This window comes from Natronomonas gomsonensis (genome assembly GCF_013391635.1).
GTDB lineage: Archaea > Halobacteriota > Halobacteria > Halobacteriales > Haloarculaceae > Natronomonas > Natronomonas gomsonensis_A.
Map to the genome: position 1 here is coordinate 712,595 of NZ_JACAWU010000001.1, position 23,081 is coordinate 735,675.

21 protein-coding genes are annotated in these 23,081 nt (G+C 66.2%); 6 read left to right on the forward strand and 15 right to left on the reverse strand.

Going from position 1 to position 23,081, the window contains the following annotated elements; all coding sequences use genetic code 11:
• The first annotated feature begins 34 nt into the window (after positions 1-34).
• Positions 35-418 carry a helix-turn-helix domain-containing protein gene (locus tag HWX69_RS03820; RefSeq protein ID WP_178915780.1) on the forward strand — a complete coding sequence of 128 codons (384 nt, stop codon included), beginning with the start codon at positions 35-37 and terminating at the stop codon, positions 416-418.
• On the opposite strand, the gene HWX69_RS03825 is transcribed toward HWX69_RS03820, so the two are convergent.
• Positions 415-1,185, reverse strand: a complete 771-nt coding sequence (locus HWX69_RS03825; RefSeq protein WP_178915781.1) for an ABC transporter permease — start codon at positions 1,183-1,185, stop codon at positions 415-417. The genes HWX69_RS03820 and HWX69_RS03825 overlap by 4 nt on opposite strands.
• On the reverse strand, positions 1,182-2,132 hold the full coding sequence (locus HWX69_RS03830; RefSeq protein WP_178915782.1) for an ABC transporter ATP-binding protein: 951 nt from the start codon (positions 2,130-2,132) through the stop codon (positions 1,182-1,184). The genes HWX69_RS03825 and HWX69_RS03830 overlap by 4 nt, the downstream gene beginning before the upstream one ends.
• A 131-nt stretch (positions 2,133-2,263) precedes the next feature.
• Between HWX69_RS03830 and HWX69_RS03835 the strand changes: the two genes are divergently transcribed.
• Entirely contained in the window at positions 2,264-4,207 is a 1,944-nt protein-coding gene (locus HWX69_RS03835) for a S15 peptidase family protein (RefSeq protein ID WP_178915783.1), read from the forward strand.
• Here the strand turns inward: HWX69_RS03835 and HWX69_RS03840 are convergent, their stop codons facing one another.
• A complete protein-coding gene (locus tag HWX69_RS03840; protein ID WP_178915784.1) occupies positions 4,208-4,561 on the reverse strand; it encodes a cell division protein SepF in 354 nt (117 codons plus the stop codon).
• Between the two features lie 101 nt (positions 4,562-4,662).
• On the opposite strand from HWX69_RS03840, the gene HWX69_RS03845 reads away from it, so the two are divergent.
• Together HWX69_RS03845 and HWX69_RS03850 are read left to right on the forward strand one after the other, a co-directional pair.
• Positions 4,663-6,708 (forward strand): S8 family serine peptidase, encoded by a 2,046-nt coding sequence (locus HWX69_RS03845; protein ID WP_178915785.1) that lies wholly within the window; start codon positions 4,663-4,665, stop codon positions 6,706-6,708.
• Between the two features lie 54 nt (positions 6,709-6,762).
• Positions 6,763-7,458, forward strand: a complete 696-nt coding sequence (locus HWX69_RS03850; protein WP_178915786.1) for a DUF1028 domain-containing protein — start codon at positions 6,763-6,765, stop codon at positions 7,456-7,458.
• A gap of 4 nt (positions 7,459-7,462) precedes the next feature.
• Here HWX69_RS03850 and HWX69_RS03855 read toward each other — a convergent pair whose 3' ends face one another.
• From HWX69_RS03855 to HWX69_RS03885, 7 genes are read right to left on the reverse strand one after another with little or no spacing between them, the layout of a single operon-like run.
• Positions 7,463-8,044 carry a DUF6663 family protein gene (locus tag HWX69_RS03855; protein WP_178915787.1) on the reverse strand — a complete coding sequence of 194 codons (582 nt, stop codon included), beginning with the start codon at positions 8,042-8,044 and terminating at the stop codon, positions 7,463-7,465.
• Positions 8,045-8,069: 25 nt separating this feature from the next.
• Positions 8,070-9,224 carry a geranylgeranyl reductase family protein gene (locus tag HWX69_RS03860; RefSeq protein WP_178915788.1) on the reverse strand — a complete coding sequence of 385 codons (1,155 nt, stop codon included), beginning with the start codon at positions 9,222-9,224 and terminating at the stop codon, positions 8,070-8,072.
• A 45-nt stretch (positions 9,225-9,269) separates the two neighbouring features.
• Positions 9,270-9,932: an ABC-2 transporter permease gene (locus HWX69_RS03865; RefSeq protein ID WP_178915789.1), complete on the reverse strand. Its 663-nt coding sequence runs from the start codon at positions 9,930-9,932 to the stop codon at positions 9,270-9,272.
• Positions 9,933-9,990: 58 nt separating this feature from the next.
• A complete protein-coding gene (locus HWX69_RS03870) occupies positions 9,991-11,721 on the reverse strand; it encodes an excinuclease ABC subunit C (protein WP_178915790.1) in 1,731 nt (576 codons plus the stop codon).
• Positions 11,722-11,775: 54 nt separating this feature from the next.
• A complete protein-coding gene (locus HWX69_RS03875; protein ID WP_178915791.1) occupies positions 11,776-13,329 on the reverse strand; it encodes a tryptophan--tRNA ligase in 1,554 nt (517 codons plus the stop codon).
• A gap of 52 nt (positions 13,330-13,381) precedes the next feature.
• Positions 13,382-13,858, reverse strand: a complete 477-nt coding sequence (locus HWX69_RS03880; RefSeq protein ID WP_178915792.1) for a protein-tyrosine phosphatase family protein — start codon at positions 13,856-13,858, stop codon at positions 13,382-13,384.
• Positions 13,859-13,860: 2 nt separating this feature from the next.
• Positions 13,861-14,859, reverse strand: coding sequence for an AAA family ATPase (locus HWX69_RS03885; protein ID WP_178915793.1), 999 nt, complete (start codon positions 14,857-14,859; stop codon positions 13,861-13,863).
• Between the two features lie 109 nt (positions 14,860-14,968).
• On the opposite strand from HWX69_RS03885, the gene HWX69_RS03890 reads away from it, so the two are divergent.
• Positions 14,969-16,354 (forward strand): phosphohexomutase domain-containing protein, encoded by a 1,386-nt coding sequence (locus HWX69_RS03890; RefSeq protein ID WP_178915794.1) that lies wholly within the window; start codon positions 14,969-14,971, stop codon positions 16,352-16,354.
• On the opposite strand, the gene HWX69_RS03895 is transcribed toward HWX69_RS03890, so the two are convergent.
• The 3 genes from HWX69_RS03895 to HWX69_RS03905 are packed head-to-tail and all read right to left on the reverse strand — an operon-like array spanning position 16,347 to position 17,960.
• Positions 16,347-16,694, reverse strand: coding sequence for a GNAT family N-acetyltransferase (locus tag HWX69_RS03895; RefSeq protein ID WP_178915795.1), 348 nt, complete (start codon positions 16,692-16,694; stop codon positions 16,347-16,349). The genes HWX69_RS03890 and HWX69_RS03895 overlap by 8 nt on opposite strands.
• Entirely contained in the window at positions 16,691-16,891 is a 201-nt protein-coding gene (gene samp2, locus HWX69_RS03900) for a ubiquitin-like small modifier protein SAMP2 (RefSeq protein WP_178915796.1), read from the reverse strand. The genes HWX69_RS03895 and samp2 overlap by 4 nt, the downstream gene beginning before the upstream one ends.
• A 37-nt stretch (positions 16,892-16,928) precedes the next feature.
• Positions 16,929-17,960, reverse strand: coding sequence for a bactofilin family protein (locus HWX69_RS03905; RefSeq protein ID WP_178915797.1), 1,032 nt, complete (start codon positions 17,958-17,960; stop codon positions 16,929-16,931).
• A gap of 81 nt (positions 17,961-18,041) precedes the next feature.
• On the opposite strand from HWX69_RS03905, the gene HWX69_RS03910 reads away from it, so the two are divergent.
• Entirely contained in the window at positions 18,042-21,104 is a 3,063-nt protein-coding gene (locus HWX69_RS03910; protein ID WP_178915798.1) for a replication factor C small subunit, read from the forward strand.
• Positions 21,105-21,282: 178 nt separating this feature from the next.
• Here HWX69_RS03910 and HWX69_RS03915 read toward each other — a convergent pair whose 3' ends face one another.
• Both HWX69_RS03915 and HWX69_RS03920 read right to left on the reverse strand, forming a co-directional pair.
• Positions 21,283-21,492: a dodecin gene (locus HWX69_RS03915; protein WP_156709984.1), complete on the reverse strand. Its 210-nt coding sequence runs from the start codon at positions 21,490-21,492 to the stop codon at positions 21,283-21,285.
• A gap of 95 nt (positions 21,493-21,587) precedes the next feature.
• Positions 21,588-23,051: an HPP family protein gene (locus HWX69_RS03920; RefSeq protein ID WP_178915799.1), complete on the reverse strand. Its 1,464-nt coding sequence runs from the start codon at positions 23,049-23,051 to the stop codon at positions 21,588-21,590.
• Positions 23,052-23,081 lie beyond the last annotated feature (30 nt).

Here is a 23,081-nt window from a genome sequence, read left to right on the forward strand (position 1 = left end):
TGGCTTTATCGCCGAGCGTTCCCCATCCGTGGATATGAACCCCGACCCGGACCCTTCACGGTTCCGCGATCTGATGCTCGATTCCGAACCGGGCTTCGAGGAGGTGCTCCGGTGTGTGTTCGGCGTACAGGACCACGAGGCGAGACTGTATCTGGAACTACTCGACGCCCCCGACAGCACGGTCGCGGAACTGGCCAACGCCGTCGACCGCGACCGCAGCAACGTCAACCGCGGGCTGTCGACGCTCATGGAGAAGGACCTCGCCGACCGCCGCCGCCGACTGCTCGATTCCGGCGGCCACGTCTACCAGTACCGGGCGACACCGCCCGACGAGGCCCGTGAGTTGATGCACCGGACGCTCGACGAGTGGGCAGCGTACGTCCACGACCGAATCGACGACTTCCCCAACGGGGATTAGTCGATGAGTCCGTAGCCGCGTTTGAACAGATACACGTCGAGGGCGACGACGCCTGCTGTCAGCCCGCTCAACACGCCGAGGGACAGTATCGGGTCGACTTCTTGGAAGCCGAGGAAGCCGTAGCGAACGCCGTTGACCATGTAAACCATCGGATTGAGCAGCGACAGCGTCCGGTACAGCGGCGGCAGGATGTCCAGCGAGTAGAACACCGCGCCGAAGAACACCAGCGGCCGAAGGATGAACTGGTTCATCACCGTCAGGTGGTCGAAGTCCTCGGCCAGCAGGCCGCCGACGACGCCCAACGCGGCGAACAGCGTCGGGATGACGAGCATGAACGCCGCCAGGAACAGCGGCTCTTCGAGCGGCACCGGCGTGAACAGCAGGCCGATGGCGACGATGATGGCGCCGACGACCAGCCCCCGCAGCGCGGCGGCGAGGATGTAGGCCAGCACCATCGACGAATACGACAGCGGCGAGGTGAGCGTCTCGTGAATGTACTCGTTCCATCTGCCGTGGAAGATGGAGAACGAGGAGTTCTCGAAGGCGTTGGAGATGGCGCCCAACACGACCAACCCGGGCAGGATGAACACGATGTAGTCGAAGCCGGCGATGTCCTCGATGCGCTGGCCCAACACGACGCCGAAGACGGCGAAGTACAGCACGTTCGTGATGGCCGGCGGGAGGAACGTGTTCTTGGGCCGACGAACGAACCGGAGGATTTCCCGCTTCAACAGCGACCGGAAGCCGACGCCGAACGTCGAACTCACTGGTGAATCGCCCCCAGTTGCTCGGCCTCGTCGTCGGTTCTGGTCATGTCGACGAACACCTCCTCGAGGGAGGCGCGCCGGATGTCGAGGTTCGTCACCTCGTAGCCCTCGTACTCCAACTCCCGGAGCAGCGAGGGCGCGAGGCGACTGCCGCCCTGTGCGGTGACGACGAGCGAGTCGCCGTCGACACGGGCCTCGACGATGCCGTCGAGGTCGATGTCGGGAACGGCGTCCAGCGGCTCGTCGAGCGTCAGATACAGTTGGTCGGTCCCGCGAGACCGGAGGTCGTCGGGCGTGGCTACCTCGACGACGCGTCCGGAATCGACGATGGCGACGCGGTCACACAGCCGTTCTGCCTCCTCGATGTAGTGGGTGGTCAACAGAATCGTCGTCCCCTCGGCGTTGAGCCGTTCGATGACACCCCAGAGGTCACGACGCAACTGTACGTCGACGCCCGCCGTCGGTTCGTCCAGAATGAGCAAATCGGGGTTCGTCACGAGCGCCCGCGCCAACAGGAATCTGCGCTTCATGCCGCCGGAGAGCCAATCGAAGCGCGTGTCGCGCTTGTCGTAGATACCGACCGTCTTCAACGCCTCTTCGGCGCGCCGTTCGGCCTCGTCGCTCGGCACGCCGTGGTAGCCGGCTTTGTGCTCCAACACCTCGTGAATGGGGAAGAAGCGGTCGACGTTGAACTCCTGTGGGGCGAGGCCGATGCGGTCCCGTGCCTCCTGATACTCGGTTTCGACGTCGAAGCCGAACACCTCGGCAGTGCCGCCGTCCTTCCGAACGAGGCCGACGAGGACGTTGATGAACGTCGTCTTGCCGGCGCCGTTCGGTCCCAGCAAGCCGAAGAACTCCCCTTCGTCGACCTCGAAGGTCAGTCCGTCGAGGGCCACTACGTCCCCGTAGGACTTCCTGAGGTCGTCTGTACGTATCGCGGGTTCCATATCAGGAAGGGACCGCTTCGGCCGGTTAAGGGTGCTGAAGCCGGACGCGGCGTGTCACCGACCGGCGCGGGATTTAAACTACCCTGCATTGTCGGCGACGAACCTATCCGGAGAACTCGCAACGAACGCGTATGGATAGACGGGAGTTCGTGACGGCCGCCGGCAGTATCGGTCTCGCCTCGCTGCTCGGGACGGGAACGGCCGCCGCGGCGGCGGAAGACGGCTACACCAGAGAACAACACCGCGTCGAATCGTTCGACGGCGTCGAGATACCCACGACCCTGTTCGTCCCCGAAGGAGGCGCCGATGCGGCCATCCTCGCAACTCACGGATGGGGCGGTTCGAAATCCAGCGTCGAGGGGTACGGCCCGCTGGTGACCGACCACGGCTACGCGCTCGTCGCCTTCGACCAGCGCGGGTTCGGCGACTCGACGGCCGAAGTCGGCCTCTCGGGACCGAAGGAGGTCGCCGACGTGTCCGCGCTCATCGACTTCGTCCGCGAGGACGACCGCATCGACAACGCCGCCGACGGCGAGCCGAGGGTTGGGATGCTCGGGGCCTCCTACGCCGGCGGCATCCAACTCAACGCCGCGGCGGTCGACGACCGCATCGACGCGCTCGTCCCCGTCGTCCCGTGGCACGACCTCTCGTTTTCGCTGGTGCCCAACGGCGTCCCGAAACTCGGGTGGACGACGCTTTTGTACGGCGCCGGCATCGCCGCCGCTCGTGGCGTCCAGAACCCGGACCAGGAGAACCTCCAGCGCGGCGTCTCACCGCGACTCCACGAGATATACGCGAAGTCGATGTCGCAGAACCGCCTGCCGCCGGAGGGAGAATCGTTCCTCAAGGTGCGCTCGACCGTCTCGAAAGCCGACCGCATCGACACGCCCGCCCTCGTCGTTCAGGGGCTTCCCGACACCCTCTTTACGCCGAACGAGGGCCACCGAATCGTCGAGGCGCTTCGCGAGGACGGCGTCGATTCGCGGTTCGTCCTGTTCAACGGCGGCCACACCGGGACGGAGACGGTCGAACCGGCTGAACAGGTCGAGGAGATCGAGTCGATGGCGCTGTCGTGGTTCGATCAACATCTCCGTGACGGCGGCGACTCCGGTATCGCGCCGCTGACGTACTGGGACATCCAGAACGGCGAGTTCCGGGAGGCCGACGGCTTCCCACCGAGCGACGCCGACGAACTCGAGGCGTCGCTTGCGGACATCGCCGGCGAGGGCCAGAGTCCGGTCATCAACAGCGTCGCACCCACGTCGACCAGCCACTTCAGCCCCGAGAACACCGACGCCGCACCCGTCTCTGTCGCCGAGTTCGACCTCGCAGTCGGCGACGACATCGAACTGCTCGGCACGCCCGAACTGTCGCTTTCGGTGACGCTCGTCGGCGCGCGGGCGTTCCTGTTCGGAAAACTGTATCACGTCTCCGACGGGGAGGCGACGCTGCTCAACAATCAGGTTGCACCGGTCGCAATCGAGGGCACGCCCGGCGAGTCCCAGACCGTCGAGTTCGAACTCGTCGGCACACAACGTTACCTCGAGTCGGGCGACACGCTCCGACTCACCCTCGCTTCGACGGACGCCGGGTTCACCTCTGCCCGCGCGGGAACCGGCGTCGTCGTCGACCACGCCGCATCGACGCTGACGCTCCCGGTTCGCGGAAGCGACGGTGAGGACGGTGACGATGGGGACGACGGTGGCGAGAGCGACGTGGCCGTCACCCGTGCCAACGGCGGGTCGGTCTTCGCTGGCGGGTCACACGACCGCCACGAACTGACCGTCGAGGGTGGACCGACGTTCGTCCGTGACCGCGTCCCCGACGGCTGGATCGTCGCGGAGGCCGACCACCCCCACACGCAGACTACTCCACCCGAGACGCGCGAGAACTACATCGAGTTCCGCGGCGCGGTGACCGACGACGACCGCGGTTACATCGCTCGCGCGCCGTCGGGCGTCGACCAAACGAACGTCTACACGTTCGGCCCGGTCGAAGTCAGCGAAGACGGCGAGGAGTGGCGAACCGTCTCGGGAACGGAAAAACAGGTGTTGCTCGTCGGCTCCGACGCCTGACTACCGGCCGAGTTTCGCCCGCGAGATGCCGACGCCGCCCGGCGTGATGACGATCTGGTCGTCCTCCTTCTGGACGATGTCGCCGCCCACCTCGTGGGCGACCTGCTTCAGCTCGTCGGAGATGTGCTCCATCGTCCGGTCGGTCGTCGTGTGCCGGATGATGTCGGCGATGACGATGTCGCCGTCGTAGACGGCGTCCTTGATGTCGATGACGTCGTTCTTGTCGCTGATTTCAGCGAAATGTACTTTCACCGTCGCGTCGCCCGCGTCGGCGTCGAAGTCGTCGATGTCGAGTTCGACGTAGTCCTCGGCGTTGTGGGAGTTCCCGCCGAGAATCTTGCTCATGATGCCCATACGACCGACAGTGGTTGCTGACGCCATAGGCTTTACGTCCGACGCTATCATTCGCTGCGCTGACCGGAATATTAATTCACACATATATCGAAGCAGTTGGTATGGTAAACAATATCTCGCGTAGGGCGGCGCTCAGGATGGTGGCCGCTGGGGCGTCGACGGGCGTGCTCGTCGGTGGTGCGAACGCCAAGGGGCGGCCACCGAAGCGTATCGTCGGGACGACGGGGAAGGGGGGTTCCCGTCGTGCTCGGCGGGAGGCCGAGTCGGTCAATCGAACACTCAGGTTCGGCGACCTCGGACAGGCGGTTGCGGGTCGGTTCTCCGACGAGGCCGTTCGACGACTGCGCGAGCGCGACGACGTCCGATACGTCGAAGCGGACGGTACGATGGAGGCGATCCAGACCCTCCCGTGGGGTGTCGACCGCGTTGATGCCGACGTTCTCCACGACGACGGCGCGACCGGCGACGGTGCCGATATCGCCATCATCGACACCGGCATCGACGACGACCATCCGGACCTGCAGGCCAACGTCGGCGCGGGCAAAGCCTACGAGGACTGCAAGGGGTCGAACTGCAACTTCGCGTGGTCCGACGACAACGACCACGGCACCCACTGTGCCGGCATCGCCGACGCCGTGGACAACTCCGAGGGCGTCGTCGGCGTCGCGACGGACGCGACGCTGCACGCGGTGAAGGTGCTCGACAAGAACGGGTCGGGGTCGTTCTCCAACGTAGCGGCTGGTATCGAGTACACTGCCGACCAAGGGTGGGACGTTGCGAGCCTCTCGCTGGGGGCGTCTTCGGGGTCACAGACCGTAAAGGACGCCTGCCAGTACGCCTACGAGAAGGGCGTCCTGCTGGTGGCGGCGGCGGGCAACGATGGTCCCTGTACAGATTGTGTCGGCTTTCCAGCCGCCTACGACACCGTTATCGCGGTCAGTTCGACCGACGAGGACGACTCGCTGTCGAACTTCTCTTCGACCGGGCCGGAGGTCGAACTCGCCGCACCCGGCGGTGGTATCTACTCGACGGTCGTCGGCGGGTACGACACGTTTTCGGGAACGTCGATGGCCTGCCCGCACGTCTCCGGCGCCGCCGGCCAGTTGATGGCCAGCGGCTACACGAACACGGAGGCGCGCGACCAACTGACCTCGACCGCCGAGGACATCGGCCTCGGCGGCAGCGAACAGGGGGCCGGCCTACTTAACGCCGAAGCGGCCGTCCTCGACGGCGACACCGACTCCGAACCGAGCGTCTCGTGGGCGGCTCCGAGCGACGGTGACACCGTCTCCGGGACCGTTACCGTCCAGATAGACGCTTCCGACAGCGAGGACGGCGACGATTCGCTGGACGTGAGCTACGCCGTCGACGGCGGTTCCTCGCGGTCGACTACGTACGATTCTACATCCGGCTACTACGAGGACTCGTGGGACACGACGGCCGTCTCGGATGGCGAGCACACGCTCGAGGCCAACACGACCGATTCGGTGGGCAACACCAGCAGTTCCTCGATTACCGTCACTACCGACACCACCGAGAGCGCTCCGACGGTCGACAGCCTCTCGGCCAGCGAAGTGGAGACCAGCGACTCCGACGCGGAGTTCGACGTCGACTGGTCGGTCAGCGATTCGGACGGCGACCTCGATTCGGTCGAGTTGACGTTGACCGACGACACCGATGGCGAAACCGAAGATACTGCCTCGGTCAGCGTCAGCGGCGACTCCGCAAGCGGGGCGACCCGACTGGTCGCTTCGGGCGACGACGGCTCCGGAAACAGCTACACCGTCGAACTCGTCGTCTCCGATGGCAACGGCAACACGGCCTCCGACACCACGTCGGCGACCGAAACCGAGGATACCGACAGTGCCCCCGTCATCGACAACTTCGACCTCACCGACACCAGCAACCCCCAGTGGGCACGTGTCGAGGTCGACTGGGCGGTCTCCGACGCCGACGGCGACCTCGGGGCGGTGACGACCGAGGTGACCGATTGGAACAGTACGACGACCGATGTCGGCGGTTCGTCGGCCTCGGGGACGCACGAACTCCGCGAGCGCGGTGGCCACGGCGAGATCGAGGTGGTGCTCACCGTCACCGACGCGGCGGGCAACAGCACGGATTCGGCGAAGACAGTCACACTCCGATAGCGCTTCATCGCCGCGATACCGACCTTTTTGGCTCATCACGACACACCCCAGAGTATGACCTTCAGCATCTGCGTCCACGAGGCCTACGAAGACGACGACGGCACCGAACAGCACCGCTTCGGCGTGGCCGTGACGACCCGACTCGCCGGCGTCGGCACGCTGTGTCCCTTTGCCAGCGAGAACGGCGCCGTCGCCACCCAGAGCCTCGTCAACGTCGAGTTGGGCGAGAAGGGCATCGAGTACATCGACGACGGACTGGCCGTCGAGGATGCCCTGCAGTCGCTTCTCAACGCCGACGACGGTGCCGAGAACCGCCAACTCCACGGCGTCGACAGCGAGGGGTCGTTCGTCTTCTCCGGCGAGGAGTGCAAGCCGTGGTTCGGACATCACGATGGAGGTGAGTACACCGTCGCCGGGAACCTCCTGACCGGCGAGGCAGTCATCGATGCGGTCGCCGACAGCTACGACAACAGTGACCGGGGGGAACCGCTCGCCAAGCGACTCATCGACGCCCTCGAAGCGGGTCACGCCGAGGGTGGCGACAAACGCGAGGACCTGCCGGTTCAGAGCGCCGCGCTGCTCGTCGAAACCACCGAAGAACGGGCCATCGAACCGGCCTACGAGAACCTCCGTGTCGACGCGACGGAGACGCCACTCGAGGACCTGAAAGCGACCTACGAGACGGCCGTCCGGGGCCACGAAGACGCGATTGAACGCTACCAGGAAGCCTACGAGGACGATGATCTGTAGACGCCTACAGGTACGTATCCCGCACCGTCTCGTCTAGCAGGCCCTCTGGGTCGAGGACGATGTAGACGACGACGAACGGCTCCTCGGGGTCGATGACGAACACCGAAAACGGCGGGTCGACTGCCTCCGGTTGGGCCGCGCGGGCGATGAGCGGCTCTAAGGGCTTCAGGCCGTCGCGGAACTCCTCGAAGAGGTCGCGACTGCCGGCCTGCTCGGCGAAGGTGTAGAGGACGCCGTTGGCCTCGTTGTCCGTGTTGTAGGTGACTCGCGAGTTCATCGCCTCGCCCTCGGCGCGGGCCGCCTCGAAACAGTTCTGGGCGGCCTCGAAGATGACCGCCTCCGTGCGGACGAACTCGACGGTCGTGGCAGTCTCGATACTCGCGGCGTCGACGACCGGCTCGTCGCCGTCCCAGGAGATGTCGGCGTCGATGCGGTTGCCGACGACGGCGTCGTCGGGCAGCGCCTCGCGTGGGACGTACGTCGGGTCCGCCGACTCGGCGTCGAGCAACAGCCACTCGTCGTCGGTGCGCCCCGACAGCAGGCGGAAGGGCCCCTCGGTCCGCGGGGTGGAGTCGGGCGATGTCATAGCCGCCGTAGGTCGTCGGCGGGGATTAGTTCCACGAAAACAGCGCGCGGAGTTGCGCCTTCGAGAACAGCGAGGTCGGCCGGTCCATGTGGACGCCGATTTCGCCGGAGAACGCCTTCATCCCGGCTTTCTGGACCGGCTTCGGCATCGAGTAGCCGGCTCGAATCAGTTTCCCGAGGCGTTGGTCGCCGGCCAACTCCTTACGCCACGCTGTCTCGTAGTTCTCCAGCGTTGCCGGCTGTTCGGGGTCGATTTCGCGGGCGGCGATGTCGGCGGCGCGCATTCCGTAGATGATGCCGCCGCCGGTGAACGGCTTCGTCTGGGCGGCGGCGTCGCCGACCAGAAAGCTCCGTTTGCCGACCGTTCGGTCCGGCGGACCGATGGGGATGGCGCCCGAACAGCGTTCGTCTAACTCGACGCCGTAGTCGTCGAGCAGTTCCTCGAAGCGCCCGGGGGCGTCGTCGCCCGGCGCGACGGCGAGTCCGTACTCGACGCCGGCGTCCCCACGAGGGATGCGCCACGCGAAGAACCGCGGGACGGTGAGGTGGACGTCGACGTAGTCCTGCCCGTCGGGTTCGAAATCGAAGCCCAACACCCCGTGGAGCAGTTCCTCGGGTTCCGGGAGGCCAACCTCCTGACGGACTCGCGAGCGGGGGCCGTCGGCGCCGGCGACGATGCGACACTCGAAGGATTCGACGCCGTCTGGACCCTTCGCGGTCACCTCGACACGCCCCGGTTTCTCGTCGACTTCGGTGACGGTGTGGCCGTCACGGACCTCGGCGCCGGCGTCCTCGGCACACGCCGCGAGGGTCTTGTCGAGGCCCACCCGGTCGATGGCGTTCGACACCGGTTCGTCCTTGTAGAAGGTGTGAGCTTCGCTGTCGGCGCCGCCGAGGTGGAACCGCGCCCCGTAGATGTCGTTCTGGAAGAGGTCCTCGTGGGCGCTCGCGGCGCTCGACTCGCTTCGCTCGTCGTTTACCGCTCGCGATTCCGAGGACTCCCGTCGGTTGTCCTCGCCGGGGAGAAAGTCCCAGATATCGAGGCTGACGTGGCCCGAACAGGCCAGGGGCCGCCCGATTTCGCCGGATTCGAGCACCAACACGTCGCGGTCAGCCTCGGCGGCCGAGCGGGCGAACCGCGACCCCGCGGGGCCGGCACCGACGACGACGAAATCGTACATGTCTTCCAGAGGGGGTTCCGCGAGGAAATATGCTCCGGGACGGTGCTACTCGTCGTCGCCGACGACGCTCCCCACGCCCGGGAGGACGGTCGCTATCTTGGCCACCCACCCGAGTTGGAACAGCCCCACCTGCGAGAGAATCCCGAGGACGAACAGTACGCCGAACAGCGGCACCTCGAAGCCGAGAATCGGCGTCCGCGCCAGCGGGTCGAAGAGAATCGGCTCCGGCGAGAACGCATCGCGGGCCGCCGTCAGGTTCGCCACGGTCACCGCCCCGGAGGACAGCGCCGCGCCGACGAAGGAGGTGATGAACACGAGCGCGAACTTCGTCAGCGTGAACCCGAGGACGGCGCCGGCGATGCCGGCGACGACGGCGACGAGATAGCGAATCAGTCCGCCCTCGGTGAACACCGGCGTGATGACGTACAGGCCGATGTAGGCGCCGACGACGAACGACGGGATGGCCGTCGCAAACGACAGCGCGACGTAGGACAGCGCCGCACCGAGCAATCCGCCGACGATGACGGCCACCGCAAAGCCGACGAGTCCCTGTGCGCCGAAGGCGCCGAGGACGGTGGGGGCGAGGACGTAGCCGCCGCCGGCGCCGATGAGGAAGCCGAGCAACGAGACGGCGTACACCGAAAGCGCCGCGCCGAAGAACACCAACACGAGACCGACGAGCAACAGACCGATGTCTACCAGTGCCATGCGGGCCGTTCAGAACGCAAGGGAATAAGCTTTGGAGCCGTTCGGACTCGTTTCGCCGTCACAGCGCGCGGTCGATAGCCGCCGCGGTCGCCTCGCCGACGCCATCGACGTTCGCCAGTTCGGTTCGGGAAGCCGCTCGGATGCCACCGACGCTCCCGAAGCGTCGGAGCAGTCGCTTCCGCAACTCGGGGCCGACGCCGGGCACCTCGTCCAGCGGCGTCGACACCTCGTCGCGGACGGTCTGGTGGTACTGCACCGCGAATCGGTGGGCCTCGTCGCGGACGCGCTGGAGTAAGTGGAGGGCGGGGTCGTCGTCGTCCCAGTTTTCGACGCCGTCCGCCGTCACCACGAGTTCCTCCTCCTTGGCGAGGGCGACGGCGGGAACGTCCCAGCCCGTCTCCGCGAGGGCGTCCCGTGCCGCACCGAGTTGCCCATCGCCGCCGTCGATGAGGAGCAACTCGGGGTCCGGGCGGTCGTCGCGGCCCTCGACGGCCCGCTCGGCCCGCCACCGCACCAGTTCGCGCATGTTCGCGTAGTCGTCGTTGGTCTCTTCGAGTTTCTTCCGGCGGTAATCTGCCTTCGCGGGAGAGCCATCGACGAAGGTCACGTCGCTGCCGACGACGGCCTTCCCGTGGGCGTGGCTCACGTCGAACCCCTCGATGCGCTCGGGGCGGTCGATGCCGAGTCGGCGAGCGAGTGCGCTCGCGGCGTCGACTTCACCTGCCTTCCGGCGGGCGTTCTTCAGCGCCAACTCGACGAGCGTCGCCTCCCGACCCGCCCCCGGAACCCGAACCGAGACGCCCTCCGCGTCCAGCCAGCGTTCGAGTTCGGTATCGCCGTGTCGTTCGGGTAACAACAGCACGTCAGGCAGGGGCCGGTCGGCGTAGAACTGCGGGATGAACGCCGATAGCACCGCTGCGATGCGGTCTTCGCCCTCCGGGGCGTCGACGCGGTGGCGCGTTCGGTCGACTAGCTTGCCGTCCTCGCTGTGGAGGCGGGCAACGGTCGCCCGCTCGCCCTCGATTGCCACGCCGAGGACGTCGACGACGCGCTCGTCGCGATTCACCACCGCATCGCCGCCGCCCTCGTGGAACGCCTCGACAGCGTCGAGTTTGTCCCGGAGCGCGGCGGCCCGCTCGAAGGCCTCGGCTTCGGCGGCGGCCTCCATCTCACGACGCAGCGGTTCGGCGAGGACGCCCGTCTCGCCTTCGAGGAACCGGACGACCGATTCGACGTCTTCGGCGTAGTCTTCCGCCGATATCTCGTCGGTACAGGGCGCCGTACACAGCCCCATCTCGTAGTCGAGACAGGGCCGCTCGCGGCCGGCGTACTTGTGGTCCGAACAGCCCCGCAGGCCGTAGGTCTCTCGGAGGGCCTTCAGCACCGTCTCGACCCGTCCCTTGTTCGTGAACGGGCCGAAGACCGTCGCACCGTCGTCGGGGTCTCTCGTCACCTCGATGCGGGGGAACGCGTGGTCGGTCAACTGCACCAGCGGGTAGGACTTGTCGTCCTTCAGGCGGACGTTGTACCGCGGCTGGTGGCGTTTGATGAGGTTCGCCTCCAACAGCAGCGCCTGCGTCTCGGTGTCGGTGACCGCGAAGTCGACCCCTTCGGCGGCGCCGACCATCCGTCGGATACGCTCGCCGCGGGGGTCGGCGTAGGAACGAACTCGACTCCGCAAATCGACGGCCTTGCCGACGTACAGCACCGACTCGCCGGCCTCGAAGAGATACACGCCCGGCTCTCCGGGCAATTCGCCGGCGCGCTCACGCACCGCAGCCGCGTCCATACCCGGGGTTGGACGCCGAGCGGTATCAGAATGACGTTAGGGGACTCCTCTCGACTACTTCCTGCTGCTCTCCAACTCGATGTCGAGGTCCGCCAGCAGTTCCTTCGCCTCCTCGCGCTTCTCCTGGTGGTCTTCGAGGAACGCCTCCATCAGTTCGGCGGCCTGCTCCTTACAGCCGCCACAGAGGCGTTCGCCGCCGACGCACTCCTCGTACACCTCGGCGGCGAAGTCGTCGTCGTCGTTGGCGAGCAGGTAGGCGTACAGCTCGTAGACGGGGCACTCGTCGGCCTTCCCGCCCAACTCGCGCTGCTTTTCGGCGGTTTCCCGTCCGCCGGTCGTCGCCGCCATCACCTTATCGTAGCCGTCTTCGGGGTCGTCGAGCAGGCTGATGTGTGAGGCGGGGTCCGACGAGGACATCTTCCCACCGGTGAGTCCGGTCATGAAGCGGTGATAGATGGACGACGGTGGGACGAAGCCGTAGCCACCGTTGTCGACTTCGACTTGGCGGGCGAGTTCCTCGGCCTCCTCGCGAGTGAGCTCGAAACTGTCGATGTGGCCCTCGTAAACGCGCTTTTCGCCGTCGATGGCCTCGATGAGCGCCTCGAACGCTTCGTCGGTCGCGTTGCGGTCGAAGAACCGAACCCGGGGTCGAAGCGGTTCTTTCCCGCCGGCCTTCAGCGTCTCGACGGTGTCCCACAGCGCCGTCGAATCGGGGGCTTCGGCTTCGAGCCACTCGGCGGCCTCGACACAGCGAACGTCCGATTCGGCGTCGTCCTCGGCCAGCGCCTCGTAGGCCTTCGCGACGAGCGCGCGTTCCTCGTCCTCCAACTCGAAACTCGCGTAGGCCTCGCTGACCTTGAAGAAGCGCATCCGGGTCGCCAAATCCCGGGCCAGTCGGACGTGGGGGTCCTGGTCGGGGCCGACGGGGATGACGGTGGGTTTCGGCTCTTCCAGTTGTGGATAGAGGATGTCGGCCATCTGGGTGACGACCGACTGCATGTGGGACACCGAGGTCTCGCCGTCGAAGCCGTAGATGCCTTCGAACTCCGCGAACCGGGCCTTCGAGCCGAGTTCGAAGGCGAGGTTACGCAGTTCCTCGTTCTCCGATTGGCGGTACAGTTCGCCTTCCTCGGGGTCGAAGCCCAACGCGAGCAACGACAGTAGGTAGCTCTCGGCGTGTTCGTCGATTTCGTCCCACGGAATCCCGCGAGCAGAGTGGGCTTCGAGGTCGGCGATGAGGCCATAGGCGTCGCCGCCCTGCTGTTGGTGCCAGATTATCTCGTCGAAGACGAGTTTGTGGCCGATGTGGGGGTCGCCGGTCGGCATAAAGCCCGACAGTGCGGCGAAGGGTTCGTCGTTGACCATCGCCTCGGCGACCGGTCGGTAGTCGCGGTGGCCGAAGATGACGCCCCGACGCATCAGGTAGTGGGGGTTCGGCACCTCGGGGAGGACGTCGTCGAACTCCTCGATGCCGAACTCCTCGAAGAGTTTCCGGTAGTCGTCGACGGTCGAGGACCCCCACGGGTCGAGGGCCGTCTCGTCGGCACCTGTCGCCCCGCCGTCCGTCCTCGGGGGCGTCGCTCCCTCGTGGGCGTCGTCGTCTGTCATGCAGTAGCGTCGGGTTGGTTCGCCCAAAAACCGTTCGCTTGGGTGTGAGCGCTTACGGGGTGAGCAATTCGAGCAGTTCCGCCTCGGTCGCGTTGCCACAGCGAACCGCTTCCCGCGGCGCACGACCGGCCTCGGCGACGGCTTCGATGGCTTCGCGGGGGTCGTAGCCGCGGTCCCGAGTCAGCCACGCCGCGGCGACGACGCCGGTGCGCCCGAGGCCGGCGTTGCAGTGCAGCGCGACCGACTCGCCGTCGTCGGCGTCTCGAAGCGCCCCCAGCGCCGCCCGGAGCGCCACCTCCTTCGGGAGGTGTCGGTCGCGAATCGGGACGTGGGCCGTCTCGAAGCGGTCGGCGTAGGCGTCGGGAAGGCCCCAACGCGTCGCCTCCGTCGAGGAGAGCAGGCAGACCACGCGGTCGACGCCAGCACCGGCTACCGTTGCCGTCCACTCCTCTAAGCCGCCGCCGAGATGGCCCGGTCGGCAGACGCCGTACACCGACGCTTCGGGTGCGACGGGCGCGAAATTGCACATCGTTACCGGCCCAACTCGGCGAGCAATCGCCCGAGGTGGACCCGATCGGAGTTCCCTTCGGACATCTCGAGGTCGACTTCACCGGCGAGTTCGTGGACGCGGGCCAACTGTCGGCCCTCGTAGCGACTCCGGGCGGCGGCGAGGAACTCCCTGAGGACCTCCTCGCCGTCGAACCCCTCGTCGTACAGCAGTTCGTCCAACCCCTTGCGAGCGTCCTCGAACTCCCCGGCATCGGCGTCGGCGAGGATGTCCGTCAACTCCTCGCGCATCCCCACGTCGCCCAGCGCGTCGTAGGCGGCCTGCATCGTCACCTCGTCTTCCGCCTCGTACGTCGTCTGGGCGCCGAGGATGGCCTTTCGGAGGTCGCCGTCGCCGTAGCCCGCGACGTACTCGATGCCGTCGGCGTCGTAGTCGACGCCCTCGCGGTCGACGATGCGCTCCAGCACCTCGACCGTCTCGTCGTGGGTCGGCGCCCGCATTGGAATCGGGAAACACCGCGACTCGATTGGCGGGATGAGTTTCGACGGTTGGCGGGTGGCGATGACGAACTGCGTCGCCTCGTAGTGCTGTTCCATTATCCGCCGCAGCGACTGCTGGAAGTCCTCGCGTATCGCCTCGGCGTTGTCCAGAAGGATGGTTCGGAAGTCACCCGAAACCGGCTGGTAGGCGGCCTGTTCTTTCAGCACGCGGCTTATCATGTCGCGTTTCGACAGCCGAGAGCGGCCGTCGAGGAAGTGACCGAACCGGGGGTCGTTCTTGATTTCCTTCTTCGTCCGGCCGAAGAAGTCCGCGACGTTGATTTCGACGAAGTCGTTGTCGGGGTCTTCGTGGGTTTCCTCGGCGAGTGCGCGAACGGCGGCGGTCTTGCCGGCGCCGCGTGGACCGTTGACGACGAGGTTCATCGGCTCCTCGGTCACGCGTTCGAGGTGGTCCCGCACCTCGGCCTGCGGTAGCTCGTCGACGGTGGGCGCGTGTTCGTCGGTCCACAGCGGCGCGTCCATACCCCTCGTTCGGACCCGCCTCGGCAAAAGCCCTCCTCTCTCGATGCGGCCGTTTCGCTGTCGCCCCGCCGACGCCGGGGTTTTTGCGTTCGGGCGTCGACGCGACGACATGGACATCGAGTTCGGAACCGACGGCTGGCGGACGACCGTCGAGGAGTTCACGACGCCCCGCATCCGCGCCGTCGGGCAGGCCGTCGCCGACTACGTACAGGAGGGGTCGGCCGACCCCGCCGTCGCCGTCGGCTACGACCCACGAGAAGGCTCCCGGGACGCCGCCGAGGAGTTGTGTCGCGTCCTCTGTGTCAACGGCGTCGACGCCCACATCCCCGACCGCGACACGCCGACGCCGGTCGTCGCCTGGACGGTCCTCGACCGCGAGTTGGACGGCGCGTTGCAGGTCACCGCCAGCCACAATCCACCCGAGTACAACGGCATCAAGTTCGTCCCCGAGGACGGCGCGCCGGCCATGCCGGGGGTGACCGACTGGCTGGCCGAGAACCTCCGGTCGCCCGACCCGCTCCCCGAATCCGAGTGGGGACGCGTTCGGGAATCCGACTTCGTCGAACCGTACCTCGACCACGCGCTGGCGTTCGCGGGGGAAGCGGGCCGCTCCGCCGACTGCTCGGGCGTCACCGTCGCCCACGACGCCATGCACGGCAGCGGCCGAGGCGTCACCGACGAACTGCTGGCGCGGGCCGGCGCGGAGGTGCTTCGACTCCGAAACGACGCCGACCCCGAGTTCGGCGGGTCGCCGCCGGAACCCTCCGCGGCCCGCCTCCGCGACCTCGAAACCCGAGTCACCGAGGGCGATGCCGACCTCGGGGTCGCCAACGACGGCGACTCCGACCGCATCGGCGTCGTCACGCCCGAACGCGGCTACGTCGACCCCAACTGGCTGTTCGTCGCGCTGTACGACTATCTGCTCGAAACCGACGACGGCGACGCCGTCCGAACGGTCTCGACGACGTTCCTCGTCGACCGAGTCGCCGAGGCACACGGTCAGTCGGTCCAGGAGACGCCGGTCGGGTTCAAATGGGTCGCCGAGGCGATGGGCGAGTACGACGCGTTGGTCGGCGGCGAGGAGTCGGGCGGCTTCGGCGTCCGCGGCCATCTCCGAAACAAGGACGGCGTTCTCGTCGCCCTGTTGGTGGCGGCCGCCCACGCCGAGGAGTCCCTCGACGACCGCCTCGACCGCCTCCGCGCCGAACACGGCGACATCGTTCAGGACCGCATCAGCGTCGACTGCCCCGACGAGCGCAAGACCGCCGTCCTCGACGAGTTAGACGGGTCGATTCCCGACAGCGTGGCGGGGACGGCCGTCGAGTCGGTCGGCACCGCCGACGGCTTCAAACTGGTGCTCGAAGACGGGTCGTGGCTGCTCGTCCGCCCCAGCGGGACGGAGCCGAAACTCCGCGTCTACGCCGAGGCCGGCGACAGGGGGCGCGTCGAGGAACTGCTCGAATCGGGCGCGGAACTGGTCCGGCCGCTCATCTGAGATACCCGCGACACCGCTCGCCGTCGCAGTCGATGTCGAAGCCAAGCGGTTCGTAGAACGGGCGAACACTGGGGTCGAACTCGGCGGTCAGTTCCGGCCGCCGGTCGGCCGCCGCTTCGACGAGTGCCGACCCGACGCCCTGTCCGCGCCGGCCGGGACGGACCGCGACCGCATCGATTTCGTTTCCATCGAGGACGAGTGCGCCGAGTACGCGGGCGTCTTCGCGGGCGACGAGTACCGTTCCCTCCGCCAGCACCGCCTCGTCGAGTTCAAGCATCGCGGCGTTACAGATGGCTCGGGCCGCGGTCACTTCCTCCGAAGTCGCTTCCTCGACCCTCATCCGCCCTTGATGAGCCGCAGGACGCGAACGTGGTCGGAATCGACCGTCCGGTCTTCGGGAACCGGGTTGCCGTCGACCAGCGCCGACGCCTCGTGCGTCGAGAGGCCGACCGATTCGAGCACGTCGCCGTAGGTGGCATCGGCCGGCAGGTCGAGGTCGTGGCTCTCTCCGCCGACGACCTCACAGGTCACGCGCATGGGCCAACGGACGCGCCGAGGCGGTTTCAGGGTGCCGCTATATCTCCGCGAGGCCGCCCCGGTTCCGCGAGACGAGTTCGTAGATTCGGCGCGCACCGAGGGCGACGACGCCCGCCCCGAGCAGGAAGACGACCGCCTGGAGCAACGGGCCGACGTACGGCAGGAAGCCCAGAACGGTGACGGCGACGACGCCGATTACGACGGCGAGATAGCGGTTGTCGTAGTCGGTGTAGGACAGCGCCCACGCGCCGACGGCGTACTGTCCGTAGACGGCGGCCACCCACGCACAGACGAGCGCCAACGCGAGCAACGCGACGGCCAGCGGCAGGCCGACCAGCGTCACCGCAAGTACGACGACGGCGAGTGCGGTCCCTACGACCGCCAGCAGTCCCGTTCCCGCCGTCCGGAACGGTTCGCTCCACACGGTCCGTGCGGCGGCGTCGGCGAACTTCGGTGCGGCGTACACGAGAAGGACCCCCAACAGCAAATCGCCGACGAACATGAACACGCCGAAAATCGTCAACAACGGGTCCAGCGGTGGTACGAGGGCGAGGTCGCTCGTCCCTTGTGTGATTCCCTCGACGGTTCCGCCCTCGTCGACGAGTTCGCCCCCGTACGTCAGGCCCCCCTCGACGACGGCGGTTTCGGCGAGCGTGGTTCGACCCGCGAAGACGTTGGCGTCGCCGCCGACGGTGCCCGCGATGGTCACGTCGCCGGCGACGGCGCCGAACGAGCGGTCGACGCTTCCCGACTCGCCGAGCGTGACGCTGCCGGCGTAGGCGAGGGCGTTGCCGCCGACGGTGCCGTTGAGGTACACGTCGCCGCCGTAGGCCCGGACGATGCCCGTCACTTCCGCGCCCTCGGCGATACGAACATCGCCGCCGTAGACACGGAGGTCGCCGTCGACGGTGCCGGTGACGACGACCGTTCCGCCCGCCGCCGACACGTCGCCGGTCTGGTTGCCGTCGACGACGACCGACCCGCCGACGCGAGTGTCGGCGGCGGCGATTCCGGGGAGCAGGGCGACCGCGAGGACGAGCGCGAACAGGAGGGCGAACGAGCGGCGCATGGGCGACCAATCAACGGATTCACCTAAACGCTTTCCGCCCGTCTCGGGGGGTTTATACTCGGCCGGAGTCTCCCATCGGACATGAGCGAGGCTGCCGCCGAGGACCGCGGGCGGGAGATTTGGATTGAAAAGTACCGCCCCCAGACACTGGAGGAGGTCGTCGGTCACGAGGGCATCACACAACGGCTGAAGCAGTACATCGCACAGGAGGAACTGCCGCATCTGTTGTTCGCCGGCCCAGCGGGAACCGGGAAGTGCGTCACCGGCGAGACACCCGTTTTGACGAATCGAGGCGTCGAGCAGATGGGAGCGGTGGTCGGGGACGAAGATGGATTCGAAGCACCGTCCGAGGACCTCGAAGTGGCGACGTACGACGAGAGCCGCGGCTTCGAGTTCGTCTCCCCGTCTCACGTCTTCGGCAAGGAGGCTGACGACCTCGTTCGAGTCGCCACGCGAGATGGCAATGAGGTGACCGTGACGCCGGAACATCGTCTCCTGACTGTCGGCCCCGATGGCCTCTCGTGGACACGAGCGGAACAATTGGAATCGGGCGACCGCATCGCACGCCCCGAAACGACGCCACTCCCCCACGGCGAGGGAGACATCGACTGGATTGACGAACTCGACGGTGACCGGATTTTCGTCCACGTGTCCGAGTCGTTCGCCTCCGAACACGGTATCTCGGTGGTCGAAGACCACGTCGGACTCAAACGAGAGGTGTTCGAGGGAATCCGTTCCGGGTTGACGGACGACGAAATCGCAGCAACGGTGAATACACCGAAAAAAACCGTCCAAGCATATCGTCGGCAGGCGGCCGATATTGACTTCGAGTCACTGTCGACGGTGTGTTCACTCTCTCATCTTCGTTCGCTCGATGTTTCCCGGTCGACGCTTCGGAACCACATCGAGGCGATTCAGTACGTCTCTCCGAACAACCGACGCTCCGAGCCGGTCAAACCGCCGTGGGAACTGACCACTAAACTGGCTCGTTTCGTCGGGCTAGCACTGGCGGAAGCCCGTATCGACGGTTCCCGAATCAAGTTCTACAACGACGACGCCGGTCTTCTTGATGCATTCACTGAAGCGTCCCGGTTGTCGTTCGGTATCGACCCGAAGACGGGCGAACAAAAAGGAGTCTCTTATCGAAGTGTCGATAACAAAACGGTCGTTCACTACTTGAGACAGTGCTTCTCGGTTTTCGACGATAGCGAGACAGTCGGCTCCCGACTCGTCCGCGCCCCGGCCGACAGCAGACGAGCATTCCTCCAGGCGATGTTCGACGCAGAAGGCCACGTGACCGAGAAGGGGATGGTGGAACTCACACAGAAGGACGGGGATATCATCACCTTACTGTCGTATCTGCTGAGTGGTGAAGGGGTTCCGACCCGGCGGAAGACCGAGCGAAAGGCGGCGACGAACGGTTCTGGAGAGAAGCGAGCGTATCATACCCTCTACGTTTCGAGCGCATCGGCACTGTCTCGATTCGAGGACCGTATCGGCTTCTCGATGTCGACGAAATCCGGGCGACTGTCGACGAATGCCAACCGAGAGCCAAATCCGAACCACGATACGATACCTGCTCAATCCGCGGTTGACGACCTTTGTTCGGCGTTGTATCTGCCGAAAGACGAACTGGTGACGGGGACGCTAAACCCGAATTCGCCCGGACGGGAAAATCACCTCGAAGACATTGAGCGCGTACTCGATGCAGCTGCTGAACGACTCGAAACGGCACAGGAAGCCCTCGAAAGCGTTCAGAGTCTCGAAGCAGACATCGAACGAATCGAGGCACTACCGGCGACGTGGGTCGCCTCACGGGACCGATTGGAGCCTATCGAAACCCGTCGGGAACTCAGTGCCGAAACCGGCGTCAGGTCCGACCGGTTGTTGGAGTATTCCGACGGTCGACGAACACCGGAACGACAGCGTACGACAGTGCTTCTCGAACCAACCGGCGAAGTCGAAGTAACGCCCGATACGTCTGCCGTTCAAACAGCCCTACAGGCGGCTATCGAAGGACTCGGCGTTCCCTACAACCACATCGCCGAGGGGACGGAACTCCGCGGAACTGACGTAATCAATCTCTTGGAGAACGACGACCATGCGCTGTCGACGACCCCCCGGTTCCGGACGGTCGCAGAACGAATCCGGGAAACCGCGGCGGAGATGCTCTCCGAGGAAGTCCTCGAAGCGCTTCGAACGCTCGATACGCTCGCCCGCGGTGACCTTTACTTCGACGAGGTCGACTCAATCGAAACCGTCGAAGAGCCACAGCGAGTGTACGACTTGACGGTCCCGGAGACGCGAAACTACATCGCCGGGGCCGTTCCGAGCGTGATGCACAACACCACCTCGGCCGTCGCCATCGCCAAGGAAATCTACGGCGACGACTGGCGGGAGAACTTCCTCGAGTTGAACGCCTCCGACCAGCGGGGTATCGACGTGGTTCGAGACCGAATCAAGTCCTTCGCCCGTGCCTCCTTCGGCGGCTACGACCACCGAATCATCTTCCTCGATGAGGCCGACGCACTCACTTCGGACGCCCAGTCGGCGCTCCGCCGGACGATGGAGCAGTTCTCCGACAACACCCGCTTTATCCTCTCGTGTAACTACTCCAGTCAAATCATCGACCCCATCCAGTCCCGCTGTGCTGTCTTCCGGTTCTCGCCGCTCGGCGACGAGGCGGTCGAAGAGCAAATCCGAATCATCGCCGACGCCGAGGGCATCGAGTTGACCGACGACGGCGTGGACGCGCTGGTGTACTCGGCCGACGGCGACATGCGGAAGGCCATCAACGGCCTGCAGGCCGCCGCCGTGATGGGCGAAACCGTCGACGAGGAGGCGGTCTACGCCATCACCTCGACGGCCCGGCCCGAGGAAATCCGCGCGATGGTGACGAAGGCACTCGACGGCGACTTCACGGCCGCCCGGGCCGACCTCGATTCGCTGCTCACCGAGGCCGGCATCGCCGGCGGCGACATCATCGACCAGATGCACCGGTCGGTGTGGGAGTTCGACCTCGAAGAGCGGCAGGCGGTTCGACTGATGGAGCGGGTCGGCGAGGCCGACTACCGCATCACCGCGGGCGCAAACGAGCAAGTACAGTTGGAGGCGCTGTTGGCGTCGTTGTCGTTGGAGGAGTAGCGTCGGCGCGAGCGAAGAGAGCGCCGTTCTCCGGACGTGAACGGAGTGAGCGTCCGGTCTTTTTCATCGACGTTTTTCGAGGAGTGGTGGGCGAGCGAAGCGCGCGCACCCGACGCGGAAAAAGGTCGGGGGTCGTTGTCGCTGAACGAAGAGTAGCGCCGGCGCCGAAGCCGCCCGACTACTCGCCGATTCCCTCCGCCAGTTCGAACGCGACTTCGACTTCCGCTTGGTACTCCCGTTCGGCCTGGTCTAACTCGACGGCTTGGTTCTCGACGGACACCCACATGAGGTTCTCCAGGGTCTCCTCGGCGCGGGAGACGGCGTCGTCGACCGCACCTTCGAAACTCTCGTTGCTCCGTCCGATGAGCCTGACTTTCTTGAACACCATTTCATTCGACTGTGGGCGCCGCTGGGTGAACAATCGAGAGGGTACTTCTCACGGGGTGGGAACCGAGCCGTTGCTTCGAGTGTCCGTCGCCGGCGTCAGTGGCGGTCGACGATGGCGATGTCGGTTTCGAGGTCGTCTATCTGTTTGAACGTCGGCGGTGACACGAGTCGGGAAGCGACGCTTCGGTCGCCGCTGGAGCCGATGACGATGAGGTCGTTTTCCGGTGCCGAGCGCAGGAGGAAGTCGTGAATCGAGGCGTTCGGGACGCGAGTCTCGACGGTTCCGTCGATGGTCTCCGCGAGGTTGGCGAGCATCTGGGTGGCGTTCCGGCGCCGCTTTTCGGAGTCGATGCAGTGGGCGATGCTGACGTGCCCTATCGGTCCCGCCAGCCTGAGTGCGAAATCTATCATGTTGTGGGCGGTGTCTCCCGCCTGCCGCACCGGGACCATGATGCGTCGCCAGCGCTGTCTGCCGTCACAGGAGCGGTGTATCAACACGTCTCGGTTCGCTTCGAGGAGTCGCTTGATGAACGGCGTCACCTCGCTGCCGTCGGTTTCGTACGGGGCGACGATGAGGTCGCAGTTGGCTTCGCTGGCGACCTGTCGGACGGTTTCGGCCCGAGAGGGGCCCGCTGCCGCGACGACGATTTGACAGGGCACCCCGAGGTTCGTCTCGATTCGCGATGCGAGCGACTCGAGTTCGGACACCGCCGCCGCAGTCGTCGGGTCCATCCCGTCGTCGCCCTCGGTGTCGGGGTCCGGTTGACCCCTCAACCCGTCGCCGCCGTCGGCGACGACTCCGGTGGGTCGGCCGCCGTCCCGTGCGGTCTCCAGGTCCTCTTCGACGACGTCGAGCAGCACGACCTTCCCGGCGTCGTGGGCGGCGGCGAGGCGCGCGCCCAGCATGGCCGTCGCCTCGGCGAACTCGCCCCGAATCGGGACGAGGACGTGGTCGTCGCCCTCGATGGATTCGTACAGATAGCGCGCCCGCTGCTCGTAGAACAGATCCCGCCAGACGGCGAAGCCGACGGCGACGATGCCCGAGGAGACGAAGACGCTCACGACGAACGACAGCCGACGCGTGGGGTCGACAAGCAGTCCGAGAAGCGCCATCGAGAACGCCGCGGCCTCTTCGATGTCGAGTCCCCACGTGAGGAGTCCCGCGAGAAACACCGCGAAGGCGGCGCCTGCGGCGTCGACTTCGATTGCACTCGGTGGCAACTCGGGGTAGACGAACCGGATGGCGACCTCCATGGCGACCCACGAACAGATGGCACCGACCGAGAGGCCGGCGACGAACCGGACCGGCGAGGCGTACTCGCTTTCGGGGTTGGCAAACAGCGCGTACGTGCCCGCCGCCAGCGGCGGCAGGACGAAGAAGGAGACGTAACTCGAGCGGTTCGAGAGATGCGTCATCAGCGCGATGAGGGCGGGGACGAAGAGGAGTATCGAGACGTGGATGAGCGTCGAGGTCTCTTCGAGGCGCCGGCGGACGATGCGGAACCGCCGACGGACACTCCCGAGCGACAGTCGGGTTCCGATACCGAGCCAATCGCGCATACCTGTGGTCGAGCGTCTCCGACGGCTTGG

What these genes read in the sequence shown, in the direction of transcription:
- HWX69_RS03820 (WP_178915780.1), top strand. Translation starts at nt 35, where the DNA reads ATGAACCCCGACCCGGACCCTTCACGGTTCCGCGATCTGATGCTCGAT.
- HWX69_RS03830 (WP_178915782.1), bottom strand. Translation starts at nt 2,132, where the DNA reads ATGGAACCCGCGATACGTACAGACGACCTCAGGAAGTCCTACGGGGAC.
- HWX69_RS03835 (WP_178915783.1), top strand. Translation starts at nt 2,264, where the DNA reads ATGGATAGACGGGAGTTCGTGACGGCCGCCGGCAGTATCGGTCTCGCC.
- HWX69_RS03840 (WP_178915784.1), bottom strand. Translation starts at nt 4,561, where the DNA reads ATGGGCATCATGAGCAAGATTCTCGGCGGGAACTCCCACAACGCCGAG.
- HWX69_RS03845 (WP_178915785.1), top strand. Translation starts at nt 4,663, where the DNA reads ATGGTAAACAATATCTCGCGTAGGGCGGCGCTCAGGATGGTGGCCGCT.
- HWX69_RS03850 (WP_178915786.1), top strand. Translation starts at nt 6,763, where the DNA reads ATGACCTTCAGCATCTGCGTCCACGAGGCCTACGAAGACGACGACGGC.
- HWX69_RS03855 (WP_178915787.1), bottom strand. Translation starts at nt 8,044, where the DNA reads ATGACATCGCCCGACTCCACCCCGCGGACCGAGGGGCCCTTCCGCCTG.
- HWX69_RS03860 (WP_178915788.1), bottom strand. Translation starts at nt 9,224, where the DNA reads ATGTACGATTTCGTCGTCGTCGGTGCCGGCCCCGCGGGGTCGCGGTTC.
- HWX69_RS03865 (WP_178915789.1), bottom strand. Translation starts at nt 9,932, where the DNA reads ATGGCACTGGTAGACATCGGTCTGTTGCTCGTCGGTCTCGTGTTGGTG.
- HWX69_RS03870 (WP_178915790.1), bottom strand. Translation starts at nt 11,721, where the DNA reads ATGGACGCGGCTGCGGTGCGTGAGCGCGCCGGCGAATTGCCCGGAGAG.
- HWX69_RS03875 (WP_178915791.1), bottom strand. Translation starts at nt 13,329, where the DNA reads ATGACAGACGACGACGCCCACGAGGGAGCGACGCCCCCGAGGACGGAC.
- HWX69_RS03880 (WP_178915792.1), bottom strand. Translation starts at nt 13,858, where the DNA reads ATGTGCAATTTCGCGCCCGTCGCACCCGAAGCGTCGGTGTACGGCGTC.
- HWX69_RS03885 (WP_178915793.1), bottom strand. Translation starts at nt 14,859, where the DNA reads ATGGACGCGCCGCTGTGGACCGACGAACACGCGCCCACCGTCGACGAG.
- HWX69_RS03890 (WP_178915794.1), top strand. Translation starts at nt 14,969, where the DNA reads ATGGACATCGAGTTCGGAACCGACGGCTGGCGGACGACCGTCGAGGAG.
- HWX69_RS03895 (WP_178915795.1), bottom strand. Translation starts at nt 16,694, where the DNA reads ATGAGGGTCGAGGAAGCGACTTCGGAGGAAGTGACCGCGGCCCGAGCC.
- samp2 (WP_178915796.1), bottom strand. Translation starts at nt 16,891, where the DNA reads ATGCGCGTGACCTGTGAGGTCGTCGGCGGAGAGAGCCACGACCTCGAC.
- HWX69_RS03905 (WP_178915797.1), bottom strand. Translation starts at nt 17,960, where the DNA reads ATGCGCCGCTCGTTCGCCCTCCTGTTCGCGCTCGTCCTCGCGGTCGCC.
- HWX69_RS03910 (WP_178915798.1), top strand. Translation starts at nt 18,042, where the DNA reads ATGAGCGAGGCTGCCGCCGAGGACCGCGGGCGGGAGATTTGGATTGAA.
- HWX69_RS03915 (WP_156709984.1), bottom strand. Translation starts at nt 21,492, where the DNA reads ATGGTGTTCAAGAAAGTCAGGCTCATCGGACGGAGCAACGAGAGTTTC.
- HWX69_RS03920 (WP_178915799.1), bottom strand. Translation starts at nt 23,051, where the DNA reads ATGCGCGATTGGCTCGGTATCGGAACCCGACTGTCGCTCGGGAGTGTC.